The organism is Cognataquiflexum aquatile (genome assembly GCF_003316845.1).
GTDB lineage: Bacteria > Bacteroidota > Bacteroidia > Cytophagales > Cyclobacteriaceae > Cognataquiflexum > Cognataquiflexum aquatile.
This window is the reverse complement of the sequence record NZ_QMIK01000003.1, coordinates 547,041-567,542: the sequence shown is the minus strand read 5'-3', so window position 1 is coordinate 567,542 and position 20,502 is coordinate 547,041. Positions and strand designations below refer to the sequence as shown.

The 20,502-nt window shown below is 42.3% G+C and carries 17 protein-coding genes; 7 read left to right on the top strand and 10 right to left on the bottom strand.

Going from position 1 to position 20,502, the window contains the following annotated elements; genetic code table 11:
- Nucleotides 1-256: 256 nt before the first annotated feature.
- The 4 genes from DQW11_RS11365 to DQW11_RS11350 all read right to left on the bottom strand — a co-directional run bounded on the left by DQW11_RS11365 (nt 257) and on the right by DQW11_RS11350 (nt 4,602).
- Nucleotides 257-1,399: a helix-turn-helix domain-containing protein gene (locus DQW11_RS11365; RefSeq protein ID WP_113924173.1), complete on the bottom strand. Its 1,143-nt coding sequence runs from the start codon at nt 1,397-1,399 to the stop codon at nt 257-259.
- A gap of 81 nt (nt 1,400-1,480) precedes the next feature.
- A complete protein-coding gene (locus DQW11_RS11360) occupies nt 1,481-2,068 on the bottom strand; it encodes a hypothetical protein (protein ID WP_157966100.1) in 588 nt (195 codons plus the stop codon).
- A 377-nt stretch (nt 2,069-2,445) separates the two neighbouring features.
- Nucleotides 2,446-3,342 (bottom strand): helix-turn-helix domain-containing protein, encoded by an 897-nt coding sequence (locus tag DQW11_RS11355; protein WP_113924171.1) that lies wholly within the window; start codon nt 3,340-3,342, stop codon nt 2,446-2,448.
- Nucleotides 3,343-3,735: 393 nt separating this feature from the next.
- Nucleotides 3,736-4,602, bottom strand: coding sequence for a hypothetical protein (locus DQW11_RS11350; protein ID WP_232826724.1), 867 nt, complete (start codon nt 4,600-4,602; stop codon nt 3,736-3,738).
- A gap of 317 nt (nt 4,603-4,919) precedes the next feature.
- Between DQW11_RS11350 and DQW11_RS11345 the strand changes: the two genes are divergently transcribed.
- Nucleotides 4,920-6,575, top strand: a complete 1,656-nt coding sequence (locus DQW11_RS11345; protein WP_232826730.1) for a sulfatase family protein — start codon at nt 4,920-4,922, stop codon at nt 6,573-6,575.
- Nucleotides 6,576-6,704: 129 nt separating this feature from the next.
- On the opposite strand, the gene DQW11_RS11340 is transcribed toward DQW11_RS11345, so the two are convergent.
- On the bottom strand, nt 6,705-8,324 hold the full coding sequence (locus tag DQW11_RS11340) for a M56 family metallopeptidase (RefSeq protein ID WP_113924169.1): 1,620 nt from the start codon (nt 8,322-8,324) through the stop codon (nt 6,705-6,707).
- On the bottom strand, nt 8,324-8,689 hold the full coding sequence (locus DQW11_RS11335) for a BlaI/MecI/CopY family transcriptional regulator (RefSeq protein WP_113924168.1): 366 nt from the start codon (nt 8,687-8,689) through the stop codon (nt 8,324-8,326). Before DQW11_RS11335 ends, DQW11_RS11340 begins: the two co-directional genes overlap by 1 nt.
- Nucleotides 8,690-9,425: 736 nt before the next feature.
- On the opposite strand from DQW11_RS11335, the gene DQW11_RS11330 reads away from it, so the two are divergent.
- Nucleotides 9,426-10,034, top strand: a complete 609-nt coding sequence (locus tag DQW11_RS11330; RefSeq protein ID WP_113924235.1) for an alpha-ketoglutarate-dependent dioxygenase AlkB family protein — start codon at nt 9,426-9,428, stop codon at nt 10,032-10,034.
- A 24-nt stretch (nt 10,035-10,058) separates the two neighbouring features.
- On the opposite strand, the gene DQW11_RS11325 is transcribed toward DQW11_RS11330, so the two are convergent.
- Nucleotides 10,059-12,176 (bottom strand): beta-L-arabinofuranosidase domain-containing protein, encoded by a 2,118-nt coding sequence (locus DQW11_RS11325; RefSeq protein WP_198669884.1) that lies wholly within the window; start codon nt 12,174-12,176, stop codon nt 10,059-10,061.
- Nucleotides 12,177-12,509: 333 nt separating this feature from the next.
- Between DQW11_RS11325 and DQW11_RS11315 the strand changes: the two genes are divergently transcribed.
- From DQW11_RS11315 to DQW11_RS11300, 4 genes are read left to right on the top strand one after another with little or no spacing between them, the layout of a single operon-like run.
- Nucleotides 12,510-12,953 (top strand): DM13 domain-containing protein, encoded by a 444-nt coding sequence (locus DQW11_RS11315; protein WP_113924233.1) that lies wholly within the window; start codon nt 12,510-12,512, stop codon nt 12,951-12,953.
- A 47-nt stretch (nt 12,954-13,000) separates the two neighbouring features.
- Nucleotides 13,001-13,870: a hypothetical protein gene (locus DQW11_RS11310; protein WP_113924166.1), complete on the top strand. Its 870-nt coding sequence runs from the start codon at nt 13,001-13,003 to the stop codon at nt 13,868-13,870.
- The gene (locus tag DQW11_RS11305) at nt 13,867-14,529 is read left to right on the top strand and encodes a Crp/Fnr family transcriptional regulator (protein ID WP_113924165.1); all 663 of its coding nucleotides are present in this window, start codon (nt 13,867-13,869) and stop codon (nt 14,527-14,529) included. The genes DQW11_RS11310 and DQW11_RS11305 overlap by 4 nt, the downstream gene beginning before the upstream one ends.
- A gap of 11 nt (nt 14,530-14,540) precedes the next feature.
- Complete coding sequence (locus DQW11_RS11300) at nt 14,541-14,984, top strand: DM13 domain-containing protein (RefSeq protein ID WP_113924164.1); 444 nt, start codon at nt 14,541-14,543, stop codon at nt 14,982-14,984.
- Between the two features lie 484 nt (nt 14,985-15,468).
- On the opposite strand, the gene DQW11_RS11290 is transcribed toward DQW11_RS11300, so the two are convergent.
- The 3 genes from DQW11_RS11290 to DQW11_RS11280 form a co-directional block, all read right to left on the bottom strand.
- Complete coding sequence (locus tag DQW11_RS11290) at nt 15,469-16,935, bottom strand: sensor histidine kinase (RefSeq protein WP_113924232.1); 1,467 nt, start codon at nt 16,933-16,935, stop codon at nt 15,469-15,471.
- 28 nt (nt 16,936-16,963) lie between these two features.
- Nucleotides 16,964-17,662 carry a response regulator transcription factor gene (locus tag DQW11_RS11285; protein WP_113924162.1) on the bottom strand — a complete coding sequence of 233 codons (699 nt, stop codon included), beginning with the start codon at nt 17,660-17,662 and terminating at the stop codon, nt 16,964-16,966.
- A 262-nt stretch (nt 17,663-17,924) separates the two neighbouring features.
- Nucleotides 17,925-18,743 (bottom strand): helix-turn-helix domain-containing protein, encoded by an 819-nt coding sequence (locus DQW11_RS11280; protein ID WP_157966099.1) that lies wholly within the window; start codon nt 18,741-18,743, stop codon nt 17,925-17,927.
- A gap of 170 nt (nt 18,744-18,913) precedes the next feature.
- On the opposite strand from DQW11_RS11280, the gene DQW11_RS11275 reads away from it, so the two are divergent.
- On the top strand, nt 18,914-20,371 hold the full coding sequence (locus tag DQW11_RS11275; protein WP_113924160.1) for a CotH kinase family protein: 1,458 nt from the start codon (nt 18,914-18,916) through the stop codon (nt 20,369-20,371).
- The last annotated feature ends 131 nt before the right edge of the window (nt 20,372-20,502 follow it).

Genomic DNA, 20,502 nt, shown 5'->3' with positions numbered 1-20,502 from the left:
TTCTTACTTGTTATAATATCCACTCTTATTAAATAAGACAATGGTCTAATCAAAACTGGTGGGTTTACCGATTCTATCTAACCTTTTTGGCTAAAGCCCAAGTGCCTCTCTTTTTTTTCAACCACCAGCTAAAGCAGGTGGCAATACGGCAAAAGCAGGCGGCAATTATTCAAGGACATGCTGCTACTGAATTTCATTCATTATTCATCAATCCCTGAAAAAAAATGATGGTTTTTTGGGATTCATTTCCTTTCTTTTAGTGAAAATTCAAAAATTCCTGAGGAGATTTCCCTTTTATTTTTTTAAAGGCCCGGTTAAAAGTTGCTTTGGAATTGAAGCCGGAATCCATGGCATGCGACAACAGTGTAAACCTACGGTTGCTGTCTGCATTGTACTTTCTGACAAATTCGTCAATCCTGAGGCCATTGATATATTCATTGAAATTTTTGCCAAAAACCTGGTTGATGGCTGCCGAAAGAAGGGCAGGATTGGTCTGTAGGTATTGAGCAAGTTCTTGCAGATTCAATTCAGGTTGAAGATAAAGACTGTCATTTTCCATGATTTCTTTAAGCTTTTTGGCTATTTGAACCTTTTCCGGATCCACACCTTTGATACTGACCGTTTTCTCCGGCAGAACCGAAGGTTCATGTTTTGTAAAATCATCAACTTTATCAAGGTCAAAACTGATCCTTGCAGGCTGCTTCTGGGAAAAACCTTTCAGACCGATATATATGGCGACAGCTGCCAAGGCGAGGTTCCACCACCAATCCTGATAAAAATCCAACTTGAAAATCACATCTATCACTAGCATAACTTCCCTGAAAATCAGCCAAACAATCATGGAGAAAATGAAATTTCGAAACCATCTGAAATCGATAAGCTCGAGGTTGCTAAACTGATCGAGGCTCCACTTTCTGTATTTTCTGTAAATGGACGAACATTTAGACAAGTAATAAATAAAAGAAACAATCAGACAGATCCTCAGCACATAAGTCATGACAAGGTCTAGGGTAGATTGGTGCAGGATTTCTACCCTTTCAGGTCCTTGCAAAAAGAAGAAAAGCTTATAAACAAAGTATGCCACATACGGAAGAAAATGCCATGAATGGGTCTTTTTGAGAACAAAAGAACGGTTGGTCTGGGCCAAAAAATAGAAATAAACGATCGGACCAAACAACAGGCTCACACTTCTGGGAAAGCCATTCAACTCATCCCAAAGGAAATTAATCCCCGCAAAACCAAAGGTATAATCCTGCAATTCCATAGCAAGGATAAACATGATCCAACCAAGTAGTTTGTCTGACAGCCGTTGGTTTTTGTAGCCCCTGATGAGGAGTAGCATCCAGAGTAAAAGGCTGAAAAAATATCCGAACTGAAGGGGTGTGGTATAAATTGACATGTATTTGGAATGAGAGGTGTGGCAATAAGTAAGCCAACCATTGGAGGGTTGGCTTACTTCAAACCTTTGGGATCTAAATTATCAATCTTTTTTGATGTCTCGGATCAATTTGGCTACATCAATTTTGTCTCCCGGTTGAATAGAATCATCCACGGTAAGAATCACCACTTTTTTTGAACCGATTTTATAGTAAATCTTCTGACCCATTTTGAGGGAAACGCCACTGTTGGACATGGGGGACAGGTTTGGGTTCATTACGTTTGGTATGATCAGCGGGATTGATTTGAGAGAAGAATTGTGTAGGGTAAAATTCACTGTGGGGGCATTTTCGGGATTGTAGGTATCAGGCTCCTTCTTCACAAAATCAATGGAAAGACTCATGTTTTTCGAGGAATTATTCCTGAGCTTGAGGATGTGGTTTTTGTCCACAGAGACTGTTGCATTACCGTATGCGCCAAGGCCAAAACCCTTTACTTGCTTGTTGGTAATGGGGTTAATGACCGAAACATCAATTGGGGTTCCTGAGGAGTTGCTCAGGTTGACGTCATAAGTAGCAAATTCCGGATAAGTGAGTTCTACGGATTTCATAGAGGCGATTTCGATTTTTTCGTTTTTTACCATCAATACGGTAGCAAAAAGCATAGATGCGAGGAGCGTGAGTGTTTTCATTTTTTCTTTCGTTTTTAAGTTTTTTCTGACACACCTGTGTCTGATTTGATGTCCAAAGTAAACTCAGACTTTTTCCCCAATCGACTTAAAATATGATTTGAGACCTAACATGGAATATTTTGAGGTCTCAAATAATTTGAGACCTAACAAGGAGAACGTCCAAAAGTTGGCAAAAGACAGAAATTTCTCACCCAGGTTATAATTACAAATCCTGTGGTCACACAAAGTAAAATCCCATTCAGCCAAGCGTCCCCTTTTTAAAAAAATCGAGAGAACATTTGACCAAGCTAGGATCCGGTTTAAGATGTTGGTTCACCATCTGACCTTTGATCTGTCGGTGGTCAAAAGCTTCGGGGTTGAAAAAAATTAAGGAGTTATTATCCGGCCCTGAATTTTAATGGACTGGTCTGCAGGTGTTTTTTGAAAAAGTTGTTGAAATGGGTCACTTCGGTAAATCCCAAAGCGTAGGCAATATCAGAAACATTCCATTTGCTGTGTTTGAGCAGGACTTTGGCTTCCTGTATCAGTCGGTCAGCGATCACCTGAGAGGTGGTTTTACCGGTGGTTTCCTTGACGGCACGGTTCAGGTGGTTGACGTGGACATTGAGGTGCTCAGCAAATTCGGAAGCTGAGCGCAGGTCGATTTGGGGATGGTTGTCCTCGACGGGAAACTGCCTTTCGAGCAATTCCAAAAACATGGCCGATATCCTTTGGGCGGCATTGAATGGCTGTCTGTCGGCCAAGGTATTGGGCTGCAGCTTGAGGCCATAATGGATAAGTTCCAAGATCAGACTTCGGATACTGTCATACTTGTATTTGTATTCTGAGCTGAAGTCGGTTTCCATTTTCTTAAAAACCGCCTCTACTTCCTCCACCTGTTGGTCGGAAAGTTCAAAGACGTGGTTGCCGGTTGGCTGGAAGATTTCATATTGGCTGATGTTGCCAAAGTCATGCATGAAATGTTGGTTGAAGATGCAGTATTGGCCTTTCAGGTTCTCATGGTGCTCCCATTTGTAGGGGATCAAAGGATTGGAAAATGCCAATGCCTGCTTTTTGACCTCGATAACCTGATCTGCATAGTATACTTCACTTTTGCCCTTGACCAACATGACCTTATAGAAATCCCGTCTTCTGTAAGGGATAGAGGTGGTTTTTCCTTGGTAATAAGGTTCCAACCGGAACATGTTGAAATGCCCGATGTCGTTCCTGATATTCTCAGGAAGCCAATTGAATTTCCTTTTGTAAAATTCTTCAAGCGATTCAGGTTTGTTCATTTTTTTTATTTCAGATGTCTGATATGTTAGAAACTTTTTTCTAAATATTGATCGATATATGCTTCCCGATATAAATGGAAATATGCCTGCGGCGATATAGGAATGATATAAGCTTCGCGATATATATTGATATATGCCTGCGGCGATATTTGAAAGATACATGCTTCGCGATATATATTGATATAAGCCTTCGGCGATATAATTTTTAAGCATCAAGCCTGAGTGGCAGAAATTGAGGCTTAAGTTCCGCAACCTATTTCTACTTTATTTCTATTTATTTCCACCATATTTCTTCTTTGACTCCAACCAATATCAATATATATCCAGTATCCATCAATATCGATCTCACCCATATATCAATTTTATTTCTACTATATTTCTATTATATATCAATTATAATATCGGATTCGATCTTTTGACAAATTCATTGTTGAAGGAATAGATCAGACTGATGTTCCAGATCCAGTTGTCCACTTCAATCTCAGACACTATCACTTTACTGACAATTCCTCCCAGAGATATCGGGAAATTTTTCCTGCCTATGACCATGGATGAACTGGCAAAGAATCCATCTTTTTCATTCATCTTGAGGTAAAACACCTGAGGCCTGGCATTGAAGAAATATTTCTGGGAAATAGGAATATTGGTAAATGAAGGCCCAATGGTCACAAATTGATTGAGTGAATAAGGGACTTTGCCCAAACTTCTCCCTGCGAGGTAGAGAAAACTCAGTTTGGTTTTTGGACTGATGGTATAGGAGGGCGAGATTTCTGCTGCAAAAAACCTTTGGGTCTTGGTGATTTCGACCATTTGACCATTTGCATCAGGCTCCATGGTAGTCGTAAAAATATATGCCGGATGCGCGCCGACATGCAGGTTAAATTTACTGGACTTGACGATTTTGTACCGCCACCAAAAGATAAAAGACCAGGGCTTTCCATCCAAAGCAAAACGCAGTTCGGGATCAAAACTCAGCCTTTCGCCGCCCATCGACATTTCGAAAATCGCTGCAGGTCTCCCAAGCGAAAATGCCGGAATGAGAGAAAGTCCGTTGTTGGTCACACTGATATTGCCACGGAAATAGCTTGGTCCTTTTCCGGAATTATCCTGAGCAAAAACACCCGTACTTATAAATAGAACAAACACCAAAAGGATCATCGCTTTTATCAAGGCCAACTTATGGAAACCAAAAATCAAATAGTATCCTTCCCGTTGGTTTGGCGATGGTTTTTCTCCTAAATTTTGGAAATACTGCGTCATGTTCCTGTTTGTGAATGCTTTTTACTTTTTTCGATGTTACAAATTTACCAAATGGGAAAAGGTATTTTTAACTTTTTTCAAAGTAATAATTACGATTTTCAAACAATGAGAAGATGAGGGAAAATACAGATGGTTTATTCAAGGATGTCAGCCGTCATTATCCATTTGGCCACAATCCAATAATAAACTGTCCATTCCTATAATTGACAGGATGTTGCAAAGCTTTTCAGGAATGTTTTTCTAATTTTAAAGAACCCCAAAAACCTGTTATTATGAAGTCACTATTAAAATTGTTCTTGGCTTTAATCCCGGTCGCCATGATTGGCTGCAATGCTGCAAAGGAAGAAAAGCAGGCTCCAAAGCGCCCCAATATCATTTTTATCATGTCGGATGACCATGCGTACCAAGCCATATCCGCTTATGATGACCGCCTGATCCAGACTCCCAACATCGACAGGATAGCCAAAATGGGTATGCTATTTACCAATGCAAGCGTGACAAATTCGATCTGTGCGCCAAGCAGGGCGACAATATTGACCGGAAAACATTCCCATATGAACGGGAAAGTGGACAACCATTTCCATTTCGACACCACCAATGTGACCTTTCCACAGCTCCTTCAGGAAGCAGGTTACCAGACCGCCATGTTTGGCAAACTCCATTTTGGCAACAATCCCAAAGGCTTTGACCAGTTCAAAATACTTCCCGGTCAGGGGGCATATTACAATCCGGAATTTATCACCAAAAACGAAGGCAATATCACCATAAACGGCTATGTGACGGACATCGTGACGGACATGACCTTGGATTGGCTCCAAAATGAACGAAAAGCGGAGCAGCCCTTTATGCTGATGTACCTACACAAGGCGCCACACAGGTCTTGGCTGATGGCTGAGCGTCATTTGGAGGAATTCACGACGAGGACTTTTCCGGAGCCTGCTACACTTTTTGATGATTATGCAGGCAGGACTTCGCCGGCAGGAGAGGCAGAGATGAATATCCTGAAGCACATGAGTTGGGCGGGAGACAATAAGGTTTTTCCTGAAGTGATGGATGAATTGGGCATACCCGAAATCGGGTTTGACAAACGCCGCTATGAATATGAGTACAGCCGCTTCACTCCTTCCCAAAAAGCCAATTTCATGAAGGCCTATTCCAAAGTCAATGAAGACTTCAAAAAAGCTTATCCCTCCATGACCGATCAGGACAAGATGAAATGGAAATACCAACGGTACATGCAGGATTATCTCGGTACCATCCAGGCTGTTGACGAAAATGTCGGAAGGCTTCTCGATTACCTTGAAGCCAATGACCTGATGGAGAATACCATCATCGTCTATACTTCGGATCAGGGTTTTTATTTGGGGGAGCACGGCTGGTATGACAAGCGCTTCATCTACGATGAATCTTTCAAAACCCCGCTTTTGGTGGCTTGGCCGGGGCAGGTGAAGGCCGGTACCCGCTCAGATGAACTGGTTCAAAACCTTGATTTTGCCCAGACATTCCTGGAGGCTGCAGGCGTCCAAGCACCGGAGGACATGCAGGGGGAAAGCTTGGTTCCGCTTCTCACAGGACAGCAAGAGAATTGGACGAGGGATGCCGTGTACTACCATTACTACGAATACCCCGCAGAGCACATGGTCAACCGCCATTATGCCATCGTGACAAAGGAGTACAAGCTGATCCATTACTATTATGTCGAAGACCAATGGGAACTGATCGACCGGAAAAAGGATCCGATGGAGCTCCGCAATGTCTACGAAGATCCGGCCTATGCAGAGATCAGGGAAGATCTTCATAAGCGGCTGGAAACACTGAGGACAAAATACAAGGACAATTCCCAACTCAGTCAACGCTATATCGACGACCTGATGAAAGATGCCTCAGACGGAAAGGTGTTTGGGGTGACCAAAGAAAAAGTCGAAGAAATCAAAGCAAGGAGGAGAAAAATAGATCAAAACCCGTCCAAATAAGGCAGCTGACTGAAAATTCAAACTAACCATCATCACCGCTTCCGGCAAAACAGAAAATGTGGAAGTGGGCTATTCAGATGAATTGATGGTTAAATTGAAAAAAGGCGGATAATTCCTTTCAATTGAAATCTAATCATAAGTATACAAAATTGTGTACCCTCCCAAAGGTTTTATGGGTAAATCAGAATTAGGACCAAAAGCCTTATCGAACCCTTCATCTGTATATAGATATACTTGGTAATCCTGTGGAAACCTTTCTGAAAGGGCATTTTTATAAATTTTACTTGAAAAAAAATGTACAATTTGTGAAGCATTCATTTCATCCAATTTTGAGTTTGGAATGTGGATTCCATCTAACCAAATTGCAAACATCTTTGAATCTTTCCAACCTTCAAAAGTCTCGGAAGATGGATTTGCTTTTTTTGGTGCAGGGGGTGGTTCTGGTAATCTTGCTTTTTCAGATTCAGAAAGATCGGAATAGAATTTCTGGGTTTTGTTGCCGTTTTTATCTTGAATGTAAAAGGTGGTGTGTTCGTAATACAAATCTTTTTTACTTGATGGAACTGAGTCGGAAAGAACTGTTTTTTTCTCAGACTTAACCAATTCAACGTGGGTTACACCATTATCAAAAAGCGCCATCTGTAAATCAAAAACATCTCCGGTAGAAATGCCTTGGTTTACTGATACTCTCGCAACAAGGCCATTTTCCTTTTTGGGAACTTGTTGGAGAATCTCACTAGTCTGGGCCAATGGATAGGTTTTATCGTCAACTGATACAACGCCGCTTTCGATAAAATTTAAATGAATGTCAACATCATCTCTTTTATCCCCTCCTAGATCAAGATAAGTCGTCGTTCTGGGCATTCCTTCACCGTTCTGGGCAATGACCCGTTCGCTTAAGAAATAAACCAAAGTCCCGAGTACCGGGAGCACGGCCATAATTTTGAGCCATTTCATCGATTTTGTGGTGTCATGTTTCATCATTTCCAGTCTTTTTTTGGTGAGTGAAAAATTCAAACTACTTGCCAAGCCAAAATTTTGTCCTGTTAAAACCATGGATAAAAGCTCGAGTTTATATTTTTCGACAGGAATAATTTTCAATGCAGCTTGGTCAGCGATAAATTCATGGTTCAATTTGATGGCGGTCTTGACCCAATACAATCCCGGGTGAAACCAAAAGAAAACCAAAAGAAATTCGACCAAAAGGTTATCCCAACTGTGCTTTTCCTGCACATGGGTGGACTCATGAATCAATATCGCATCCGTAAATTTTCCGCTTTCAAAATCTGAATGGGAGACAAAAATATATTTCAAAAAAGAAAAGGGAGGGCAATCTTCACGGAGCATCACGAGGTTTTCCCCGCGGTATTTTATCAAAACATTCCGGTTTACTTTTTCAAATAAAATGTTGATGTTCCTTATAAACCGGACCAACAATGCAAATGTGATCAATCCATAAAAAAGGGTCAAAACCAGCTTCCAATCTAAGCTTTTTTCAGCTTGGGAAACGACCGGCTGCATTCCCAAGCTTTCCACGGCAGGTACAAATTCGGTTGGCACTTCTGGTTCAAACAGCGGCTGTATACCAGCAACTTCAATGGTATTTAAAGGTATCAGAAATGACACCACCACTGAAAACAGGAGGTAAAACCTGTTGAAATGATACATGGCCTCTTTCTGCAACACCAAACGGTGAAACAACAGAAGGAGAAGCAGGCAGACCGCGGATTTGATGAAGTAAAGTGCCATTATTTTTTATTTAAGAGGTTGTCAATATTGGCTTTGATTTCGATGAGTTCCTCATCGCTGAGTTGGGTCTTTTTTGTAAAAAAAGAGGCAAACTGAGCCGGTGAATCATTGAAGAAGTTTTTGATAAGCGCATTGATGTGCTTGGAGAAATAATTTTCTTTGGTCACCAGGGGGTAGTATTCACGTGAATTTCCAAATGTCTTGTACGCAACAAATTCCTTTTCCTGCATCCGTTTTAGCAAAGTTGAGATTGTCGTCGATGCGGGTTTTGGTTCTGGATAGGCATCCAAAAGGTCTTTCATGAAAGCCCTTTTAAGGCTCCAGAGATGGTTCATGAGTTCTTCTTCGGTTGGGGAAAGTTTCATTGTCTAGTTTTAAGTTCGATATCTACAAATGTAGATATTAATTTTAAATCTACAAGTGTAGATTGATTTTTTTGTTTCAGATTTCTTCAATTGGAAATTTTTACTTCGGACTTTAATAAAATAAACTTGATGTATATCCGCCTTCTAACCAGTATGCGATTTCTTACGGAATGGTCTCGGCAGGCTCGACCACCGGGATTTAAAGATTTTAATTGGGGGAGAGAGAAATGCGGCTTTGCCGCATTTCTCTCTCCCCCTCAAGTTTAAAGTTATCCGTTCACCGAGCTTGCCGAGGTGAAGAAAATTGATATTTGGCTAATGGTATAAAACCGGGTAATCATAATGAACTTTAAAAATGTTCTTAGAGCTAAATGAAATCGATCCTATTTTTTTTCAGCTACTTTTTTGCTTGACAAAAAAAGTAGCCAATTCCGAAAGCTTTCGGAACAAGATGGCCTACCGCACAATCAGGCTATTAAAACTCGCGTTTTAATCCCTTATCCACACACAAGGCCGGAGCCGGCCTCCCTAAGCTTCGGGATCATTCCTCCCCACCTCAAACCTATAAGATTTTGTATTAGATAGAAAATTTTGAAAATAGATAGGTACATAAGACAATACTGATATATATTTTTTAAACACCTCCCGATATTGGCATTAAAAAACCAGCCCCAATCCAAAACCTTAAGGGTTGTTTTACCATTATATTTTTTATTCCCAACTTGCTGCCATGAATCTGAACCTCTTCGAACCAAGTACCAACCCAACCAAAAACCTGCTCCCCAAAGAAGGGATCGTCAATTATTATGGGAAAATTTTCACTCCCAAAGAAGCTGATTTTTACTATGAGGTTCTCCTCAATACCATCGAATGGAAAAATGACGAGGCACACATTTTTGGGAAAAAGATCATCACCAAGCGTAAAGTAGCCTGGTACGGCGACCGGGAGTTTGAGTACACTTACTCCAATGCTACCAAGACCGCCCTGCCTTGGACCAAGGAACTGCTGATGCTTAAAGAAGCCATCGAAAAGGAAACCGGGGAGACTTTCAATTCCTGCCTGCTCAACCTCTACCATACCGGAGAGGAAGGCATGGCCTGGCACAGCGACGGGGAAACAGACCTCAAAAAAGACGGCGCGATCGGTTCGGTAAGTTTTGGTGCCGAGCGGAAATTTGCCTTCAAACACAAAGAAACCGCCGAGAAAGTGGAATTGATTCTCGAACACGGAAGCCTGCTCGTGATGGCAGGCAAAACCCAAACGCATTGGCTCCACCGACTACCTCCTACCAAGTTGGTCAAAAGACCAAGAGTCAACCTGACCTTCAGGACGATAGTTGGCTAAACCAAAAACGCAATATTCCATGGTTCATTCTACTTTGACGACCGGAAATTCTGTGATCCTGAGCGTTGTGCAGCCATAAGGAACAAGAGTAATCTCCTTTTGCCTTTGGGTTACTTCATTCAAAGACATGCTTTTAGGCAGGTTTTCCGGGAGCTGTGGCGCACTTTTGACGGTTCTCCATTCCGGTATATGAACACCTTTTAATCTCAGCTCGATAGGCGCGTTTTCCAGATTCCATGGAAATTCACCGTTCCAGTCATTTTCGATGATTTCGATATTGCTGCTCAGGTTTGAAAGGGTGTTGGCTTCAAGGGCAAAATTCCAATCGCTTTTCGGAAAAACTTCCCAAAAGGCACGGAATCGGTCTTTTCTGTCTTTGATTTTATTTTCAGATTCGATCTTCAAACTGAAAACCAAAGGTCCTCTTTCAATAGAAACCAAGTCCCGATACCAGGTTGAGTACTTCAATTCCATAGGCAAGGTCAAAGTAACCTTGTCACCACTCTTCCAAGTCCGATTCAGCACAGCCACTTGGCCGGTAACTTCAAATTTCTCTTCGGTCCCATTGACCTCAATTTTGGGATTATGGGACCAAGCCGGAATCCTGAGGTGAAAAGGGAAAGATGCCTCTTCCGAAAGCTCCATGTCGAAATGGATGGTTTCACGAAAAGGAAATCCGGTGGTTTCTTTGATTTTGAGCGTGGCTCCATGGCCAACGGTCATTTCTACGCTGCTCGGGGCATATAGCAAAGCAGCCACTCCTCCATCCGGCGTCGCATAGAATAGGTTCTGTACAAATTTTGGCCAAGACTGGTGCATGTTGGTCGTGCAGCAAGGATAACCGGAGAGCACCCCAAACACAAAATCCGTCCCCTCATGGTTGGTTTTCTCATAGGAAGTTTCAAGCTGATCGGTGAGTTCTACCTGGTTGGCGGCTTGGAAATATTGCCTTGTCTGGTAATCATCCGAAACCTGAGTCGGGAGGGCGTTGTAGGTGATTTTTTCAAGCAGGTCCGCAAATTCCATGTCGCCGGTTATCTTGAGAATGGTTTCCAGAGAAAACATTTCTTCGGCGATGGAGCACAACTCAACTCCCTGAACAGGATTATTTCCGTGCAGGGGTTCATCGCCTCCATACATTCCCTGTGCCTGCCCGTGATATTGCTGAAGGTCTTGAAGTGCTTTTTTGACAGCAGGCAAAGCTTGGGAGTCTTTGCTTTTTTGGAAATAAACCATCGGCTGCTTGAGGCTTTGGGCGACATTGACGGTATGCAGTCCGGGGACTTTTGACAGGGTCAGGTTCCCGATTTCTTCCCGATCAAAAGGAAAGCGCTTGATTTTATTGTAATGCCAGATATCCTGAAATTGGACCGCATTTTCTGCATTGGTAAAAATCTGCTGCCAGGGAAAAGTCTGTTCCTGAATCAAATCCCCCAATTCCAACAGGAATGCATCTCCGGTGATATTATACAGCCAATAGACGACCATCAGGTTATCTCCTGCCCTGCGGTTTGCCCAAAGGGAAAGATAATCCAGCGGTTTTTCAGGGAGGGTCTTTAATTGGTATTGGAAATATTTGGTCAAAGCAGCTATTACCCGTTCATCGCCTGTAGCCTGATAGTATTGCTGCAGGACTTTGAGCATGACCATTTTCGGCCACCAATCCTCCCTTGGCCCTTTTTGGATTCCTTTTTCGGTTTCCGGTTCGGTTTCAAAAGGAATTGGTCCAAGGTAGCCGGATTCCGCCTGATTGTTCAGCGTCCACTCAATCCAGGTTTGTGCTTTTTCCTTGAGGCGTTCATCATCGAGGATATAAGCCAATGGCAACAGACCATCTATCCAATAGGGACCCCGTTCCCATCCATCTCCATCTCCGCCAAGCCATCCATTGCGCGCACCTACCACCTCGGGGTAAACCTCGTCCAGGTGTCCGGTCAGTCCTTTGGCCATCCGCTGAAGTTGGTCCTGCAGCCAACCTTCGGCCTTGATACTTCCGAGGGGCAGTTCAAGGTAAGGGGTGGGCTCCAATGGTGCGCGGTTGACAAGATAATGGGATTTTACAGTGGATTCCTGAGAAGAGTCAGTTTGGGAACATGCAACAAACAAGGTGCTCAGGATTAAAAAACAGGCTAGTTTCTTCATAGGATGGAGAGATTATTTTGGGTATTCCAAGTTAATTATTTCCATTCTGAAAAAAAGAAAAAGAGATTGAATATACCCTTGGCTACAAATTGGGACTGAAAGCAGAATTTATCCGATCTTCAGTGTTTTTTCTCCAACTTGATATATTTTTATCAAAATGGCACTCAGTGAAAATTGAAAAAAATAGGTGCTTTCCGTACAAAACATCCAAGAATTTAGATCTTCCCCAATTGGATTTTCTTTTATGAAAACGAAAAATTCAAACTTTACTTTTTCGTGATTTTTTTGTGATAACTGATGGGCAATTTTGATCAAAACAAAATCAAAACTATCATGAAAAAAATAATCCTATTTCTAGCGGTGGTCATCTTTGCCGCATGTTCCGATGACACAGATCCGATAATCATCGATTCTACATTACCAAACGGGACCCTTTCAGTACAGCGTTCCGGTACTTTCACAGATCAAAACGGCGCAGGAAGTACAGGTACAGCCACTATCGGTACCGATACACAAGGAACGTTTTTTTTGGCGTTCAACAATGCTTTCCGGACAGCCTTGGCTACGGGAACTGTGACGGTTTACCTCTCTACCTCTGATACTTTTACTCCCGATCCGGGAAATGGCAATCCAAATTTATTGTTGGTAGGTCCTGTCCGAAATGCAGGTGAAAACTTCTTCAGAATACCATCAGGAGCCGATTTAGGGAAATATTCCCATGTCATACTTTGGTGCGGATCGGTGGGCATTCCATTCGGAAACGCAAGGTTGCAATAATTACCCAACAGCATCCCGGAGTACCCGGGGTGCTTAACTCTCCCATCATGAAAAATATAAAACTCTTCCAGATTTTGGCATTGGTGTTTGTGGTACAGGAAGCAAGTGGTCAGAGTGGATGGACAAAAACAAAAGGCGAAGGTTTTTTCCAGACCTCATTTTCGTCATTTAATTCCAAGGATTACTTCACCCTTGATGGCGAAAGGCTCGTTACCAACAGATTTCACCAGCAAAGCATCGTCTTTTATGGGGAATATGGGGTGACTGACAAATTTACCATCATCACCAATCTGCCTTTGCAGAACTTCAACGGTTTTGAAACTACCGAAACTGTCTCAGGACTCGGCGACCTGAGACTGGAATTCAAACATTCCTTGCTCAAGAAATACTTTCCCTTGGCCATCAGCGTCGCTCCCGAAATCCCGATTGGCAGGGCCAATAATTTTGCCAACAGTACGGTCAACGACTTTGAAAGAATCAATCTTCCGAGCGGAGACGGGGAATTCAATGTCTGGACTACATTGGCCACTTCATTTGCATTGGGGGATATCCCTTTTTATGGATCCTTATTTGGGTCATACAATTATCGGACACAATATGATGGGATTTCATTCAGCGATCAGTTTGCTGTTGGGGTGGAATTGGGTTATAAGATTGCCGACAAAGTTTGGTTCAATGTCCGGATGAACGGACTTACTTCCGTTGACGAGATTACCGAAGTGACTGATTTTGTAAGAGGGGACGGCACGGAATACACAAGTTACAGTTTGGGTCTTAGCGCCCCGGTCTACAAAGAATTCCACCTGAGTCTAACTTACCGCAATTTCAATGACCTCCTGTTTGATAGAAAAAACATCTATTCAGGCGGTGTCTTTGGATTGGGTGTCTTTTATAACCTCAAACCTCCGACAGAATGAATCACATCAATTTATTATCCGATTATACCTCCGGGAAAAAGGACTTTCCAACAGGATTGATGTTTCTGCCCTTTAAGAAACTGGGGAAATTCCAGACAGTATACCGGCAGGGAGATTTGGCAAACAAGCTTTTTATGGTAAAAAGCGGTTCTGTGAAGCTGTGTGAATTGGCTGAGTCCGGTGAACAGGTAATCCATGCCATCAAAACTGAAGGAGAGATTTTTGGTGAATGGGACGCCTTATTCCATCCTGAAATACATTTTAATAATTCTGCCATCACCCTATCTGATGATACCGAAGTCCATTATATCAAACTCTCCGAAATCAATTTGGAGACCTATCCCAATTCGGTTGCAGGTCTATCAGCGCTTATTTTGGAGGATTTTAAAAAATTAAATCTCCGGCACAAAAGGCTTTTGAACAAAGATGCGGCTTACCGCATTAAGGAAACTCTCCTGGACCTTGCCCAAAAAGCAGGTCAGAAATTTGGAGATGAAACTTTGCTAAAAATTTGGCTGTCCCATGAAGACATTGCAAAACTCGCCGATACCAGCCGGCAAACCGTGACTACAGTCATGAATGAACTTAAAACCAAAAAGAAAATCATTTATTCAAGAGACCGGATTCTTTTTAGAAGCCTGTCAAATATTCACCATTAAACTATATCAACATGAAAAACTTAAGTATGATTTTAGTATTGATGACGGCCTTTCTGCTGTCCTGCGAAAACATGTCGGAAGAAATTCCGATGGATGATGACATGGTTGAGGTAACCGGCCCTCTTGAAGTGCTCAAGAGCGGCACCTTATCAAACCAGAGCGGCGCAGGGACAAGGGGAACTGTCCAACTTGTAAGGGATCAGGCGGGAAAATTTTACATTTCTCTGAGTGACAATTTCACTACCAAGTTTTCTACCGGTACGGTCACTGTCTACCTGTCTACCTCCTCTTCTTTGAGGCTGAATGAAAGCGGGAGTTTCCAGTTGTTGGGATTGGCAAACAGGCCGGGGGCTCATTTTTATGAACTTCAGGGCAATAAAGACGATAAGTTTACACACGGTATCATCTGGTGCGGAGCCGCAGCCATTCCTTTTGGAAATGCATTATTGGAATAAAATTTTATGAGTATTCGCATGAATGCACGTAACAAAATTAACTATAAAGATTTTCTTGGGGCTTCAGGAAATCGGTCAATCAATTTTACAGCTACTTTTTTTCTTAGCAAAAAAAGTAGCCAAAAAAGCCAAGACGGCAGAATCCTATCCGCGCACAAGGCCTGGGCCGGCCCGGTCCGCCGTCATTCCTCCCCACCTCAAACATATGGAGTTCAGTTTTATAGTAGAAAATTTCGGAATTAGTCGGGGACGTTCAACAATGCGGATGCACATGTAACATTTTGTTTGGTCTATTTATTATAAAAAACGGGGGATGAAGATTCATCTCCCTTTTTTTATCTCAAGAAGGGGCTTAAGTCAGGTAATTTCTTTTCAGCCCTATAACAGGTTAGCTTAAAATGGAATCCTACATTCAAGAATGGTAAAGAATCCATGTTAGAGTCCAAGTTTCATAATTCCTAAAGCCTTTTAAAAACCTTTCCCTTTAATTGGTCCTCATGGGATCAAGTTCAAAAACGAATTCGGTAAATGTGGAAGAATCAGAAAAGACCTGGATGTTTGAATCGTGGACTTCCAATATTTTTTTGACAATTGCCAAACCCAAACCTGACCCTTCGATTCCTTTTTTATCCCTGTCCACCATATAATACCTCTCAAAGAGTGAGGCCAAGTCTTTTTGGGGAATTCCCGAACCGGTGTTTTTGATACTGACACAGACTTTGTAAGTGGTCTGGCAATAAAATGCTTTGAGGATTATCTGTCCGTTTTCTGGAGAATATTTGACGGCGTTATCAATCAGGTTTTGAATAACCCTGTCCAATAAATATAGATCTGCTTTCACCACAGGGAGGGAAGGGGAAATGTCTGCGACAAGGTCTATTTTTTTGGCTTTGGCCAAAAGTTCAAATTTAAGACAGGCATCAAAAAGCAATTCCTGGATTCTGAACGGCTCCAATTTTAACTGCATCTGACCGGATTCCAGTTTGGAGAGTTCAAACAAATCCGCTACCAGTTTGGTGAGCCTTTCTGAGGAATCGGAGATGATTTTCAGGTATTGCTCTCTTTCGGATTCAGTAAGCTGATCACCCTTGATCATCATGGTTTCGACGTATCCGTTGATCACAGCCAAAGGATTGCGGAGGTCATGGGATACATTGGCGATCAATTCCCTCCTCAGGCTGTCCACTTTTTTGAGCTCCTCCATATTGTGCAGAATATTGTCTGCCATTTGGTTGAAAGTAGAGGCGAGTACGGAAAGTTCAGAATTGGCTTTCATCTGGGGAATTCTTACCTGAAGGTCTCCATCTTTAAACTTACCTACCGTTTTGACTATTTCCCGGAGGTTCTTTGTCAACAGCGCCGTCAGCAACAAAGAAATGATCAATGAAATGACCATCGTGATCAAGAAAGAATTCAGTGTCAATTTGAGCCAATAACTTCCCAATAGACCTGCTGCTACTTCTTCAAATTTTTCGCTTGCCAAAGTGATGTAGACATACCCCAAAAGTCTGCCATCTTCGATGACCTCTGTCGCAGAAAAAATGGTCTGATACCCATTTGCCCTTGGGTCATCTCCGAGAACAAACCTGGAACCGCCGGATGCGATGAACTCCTTTACAGGTTTGACATCTACCCTTTTGAGCTTGACCTTGGAATCCAATACCACAAAGGAAAGTATTTCCCCTTCAGGATCTAAAAGAAACACCTCAATGCTCGGATTGACAGCCATCATGGAATGCATGATTACACCCAAAGCCTCTTCGTTGACTTTACCGTTTTTGAAAGGCGGCGCTTCTTTGACCAGGTATTCAGCTACTGAAGCGTTCAGTTTTTGTGTGGTTTCGAGAAAATAGTTTTTGGATGCGACTGTAGTGATCATGATATACGCAAAGCCTACCACCATCATGACTAAGGTAAAAACCAAGGATATTCTCCAAAATAGACTTTTCATACCATCTAATTTAATTCTTAAGGGGATTTTACCATTCGTCATTGAAGCGGTAACCGATGCCCCATGTTGTCAATATAAAGTTTGGATTGTTGGCATCAACTTCGATTTTTGACCTCAGCCGGTTGATGTGGGCATTGACAGTGTGTTCATAGCCACTGAAATCATATCCCCAGATCAGTTCCAAAAGCTCTGACCTGCTGTAACTTCTTCCGGGGCTTTTGGCCAGAAGCATCAGCAAATCAAACTCTTTTGGAGTCAGGTCAATTCTTTTTTGGTTCAATAAGACTTTTCTCCTTTTTTCGTCGATTTCCAGATTTTCAAACCGCACGGCATCCTCATTCCTGTTGCTCAAGAGGACAAATTGGTCCTGCCTTCTCATGATGGCTTTGACCCTGGCTATAAATTCCCTGATTTTGAAAGGTTTGGTGATGTAATCATCGGCACCCGATTCCAATCCCATTACTTTATCGATTTCTTCGGATTTGGCTGTGATCATCAGGATAGGAGTGAAATTATCCAATGCCCTGAGCTTTTGGCAGATACTCAGACCGTCCATTTCAGGGAGCATGATATCCAAAATCATCAGGTCAAACGCACCCGAAGAAGCAAGATCGTATCCGGTCTTTCCATTGTTAGCCACCTGAATCTGATAGCCCAGGTCCCTGAGATGAATCTGAATGAGTTGGCTGATATTAGGGTCATCTTCGACTACCAGTACCTTTTTCATAATTACCATGTTGTAAATACCGATAAAAGTAAATCGAAATATTCACGAAAGTATCACGAAAGGCCCTGAGGGAATTTTCAAGTAAAAAGAATTATTTGTGCTAAACGAATTAGCCTAAAAACGTGAACCTTATCGATGAGTTTTTTTGGTTCCAATGACCCCGTGCCTTTCCATTCCTCAATAAAATGTAACCCGGATTTTGGAATCCATCCTTGAGGAGGCTTCCAATATCCGGGTATCTTGTTAGTATAAAACCAAGGATTTATCCGCCGATCAGCTTCATTCCCTTTTCTTCCCCCTCTCCGTCCACCTCAAAACTCCAGATGAAATCCCTGCAATCTGCGGATACATTTGAACCGGGACAAGTTTGTTGGGTGCCAGCAATCAAATAACCATTTGCATCAGCCGCGACTTCAAATTTTTCTCCATATTCATTAAAAAATCCTCCATACGTTTTTTGCCAAAGTAGCTCGCCTGATGCATCGACACTCAGGAGCAACACGTCATAATTTCCTGCGCCAAACGAACTGGTAGAACCGAGTACCGTACAGCCGCCATTTTCGGTGGGAAGGATTTGGGATGCCTTGTCATAACTTGTCCCGCCATAGGTTTTTTGCCACAGAATATTCCCCAAAGCATCTTTTTTGGTCACTTCAATATCGCACTCCGTCTCAGACCCACAATTCACCGTGGCTACTTCAAAGGCATAATTTTGGGATGGTTGACTTTCATTTGGTCTTCCATCTGGCCAAAACAAGAATGACAAAATAGACAATCCGACAAGCGAAAGCGATCCTAACAGGGGAATTCTGTACAAGGTAAAAGAGGAAAATAAGCCATTCATGGTTTTGGAAAGTTTAGAATTTGGAACATTGATTTTTTTCTCGGAATCCTTAAAAAAGCCAACCAAATCCACTTCCAATACCTCGGATAGTTTCTTCAAAGAATAAAGGCTGGGTTTGACATCCCCGTTTTCTATTCTTTGGATGGTCCGCAGGGAAATGCCGCTTTGGTCTGACAATTCCTGTTGGGTAAGTCCTTTGGCAAGCCTCAGGGATTTGATTTTTTCTTCTGGATTCACGGCCAAATATCTTTTATTCTAAATCCTATTAAAACGTCAGGCATGCGCCATCTTTACGCCAAATACAAAACTGATTCCAAATCGGATTGTTTGGAATTAATCCACCACACAACCTTAGCTCATGGCATTCCGTGAAAATCAACTAATTTTGTTTCCAAAATTTAAAAATTATGCAAAGTTCATTTAGAAACGTTTTTTGGATTGGGGTCATCAGTTTGTTCATTTGGACAGGATGCCAGGAACCAGTTGAAGTTATCCCAAAGGGTGACGACGGACAGGTATTTGCCATCGATACTGAAGATAGCGAGATACCCTATGTCGTGATAGACACCCGTGGTGCTTCGATTCCTTATGAACCGGGAGTGCAAGCTCAAATGAAAATCTACCAAGAGAAAAAACTTCTCCAAACCCAACTGATCGACATTGAATACCGAGGCAAGACTTCTTTTCGTCTGTCTGACAAAAAGGGATTCAACTTCGAAACTATAGACGAAGCAGGCGAAGGAGTGGATGTTACTATCCTTGGTCTTCCAAAGGAAGAAGATTGGAGGCTTATCGGCCATGTTGTGAATAAATCCGAAAAGTACATTTGGGACAGAAGTTTGATGTATAACCAGGTCGCCTATGACATCTCCAATCAGATGGGGAAATATGCAAGCAGGGGAAAGTTTGTCGAAATTGAAGTCAATGGAGAATATATGGGCGTGTATTATTTGTGTGAAAAGCTGAAGCGAGACAGTCAACGGATTGACATCAAATCACTGAATACATCCTCCACCAACCTGACAGGTGGCTATATCCTCAAAATCGACAAGGCCGATGCCGGGCCTGAACATGATGGCAAACCTCTCTCCTACTTTCTCAACAATTGGGATGACGATGCCCGATATACCTCTCAAAACAGCTTTCGCAGTGGTTTTGATATTTTTGGAAAACCCGTCACTTTCCCGGCATTTGCACCACCCTATCATGCAGACCAATATTTGGAGACCTACTTCATGTACGAATACCCAAAAGCGGAAGATATCACCGAAGCCCAAAAAATCTATATCGCCGATTATTTGCAAGACTTCGAAACTGCCTTATTGCAGGATGATTTTGGTGCAGGCGAAAGGAGTTATGCGGATTATATAGACATCGGAAGTTTTGTGGATTATTTTATCATCAATGAGCTTTGCCGTAATGTCGATGCGTACCGCCTGAGTACTTATTTGGTCAAAGACAGAGATGGCAAGCTTGCCATGGGACCTGTTTGGGATTTCAATATTGGCTTTGACGAGGGAGATAGGATTCCGATGAATGATTGGGTGATCAATTACAATAACTATGTCAACAAAGATCCTTGGATGATGCCGTTTTGGTGGAACCGGTTAATGGAAGACCGGGTTTTTCGCCAAGCTGTCAAAACCCGTTGGACGACCTTAAGAGGAAGCACCTTGAGCAATGGAAACCTCCAAAAACTGGTTTCCGACACTTCCAGGTACCTTCAAGACAATAATGCTGTCACCCGCAACTATGCCAAGTGGGAAGTGAGTGCGGACCGAACCTACGACCAATCCGTCCTTGACCTTCAGAATTTTCTCAGTCAACGCGCCAATTGGATGGATGGAAAAATCGGGACTTTTTAACAAAAACAAAGTCCTTTCAGACCCTTAATTCCTTACTGGTCTGGGCTATGCCTAAACCAATTTGTCCATCAGCGAACGAAATAGTGAGATATCGAGCACATTTACATTTCAAAAACATGTAATTTCTAGTC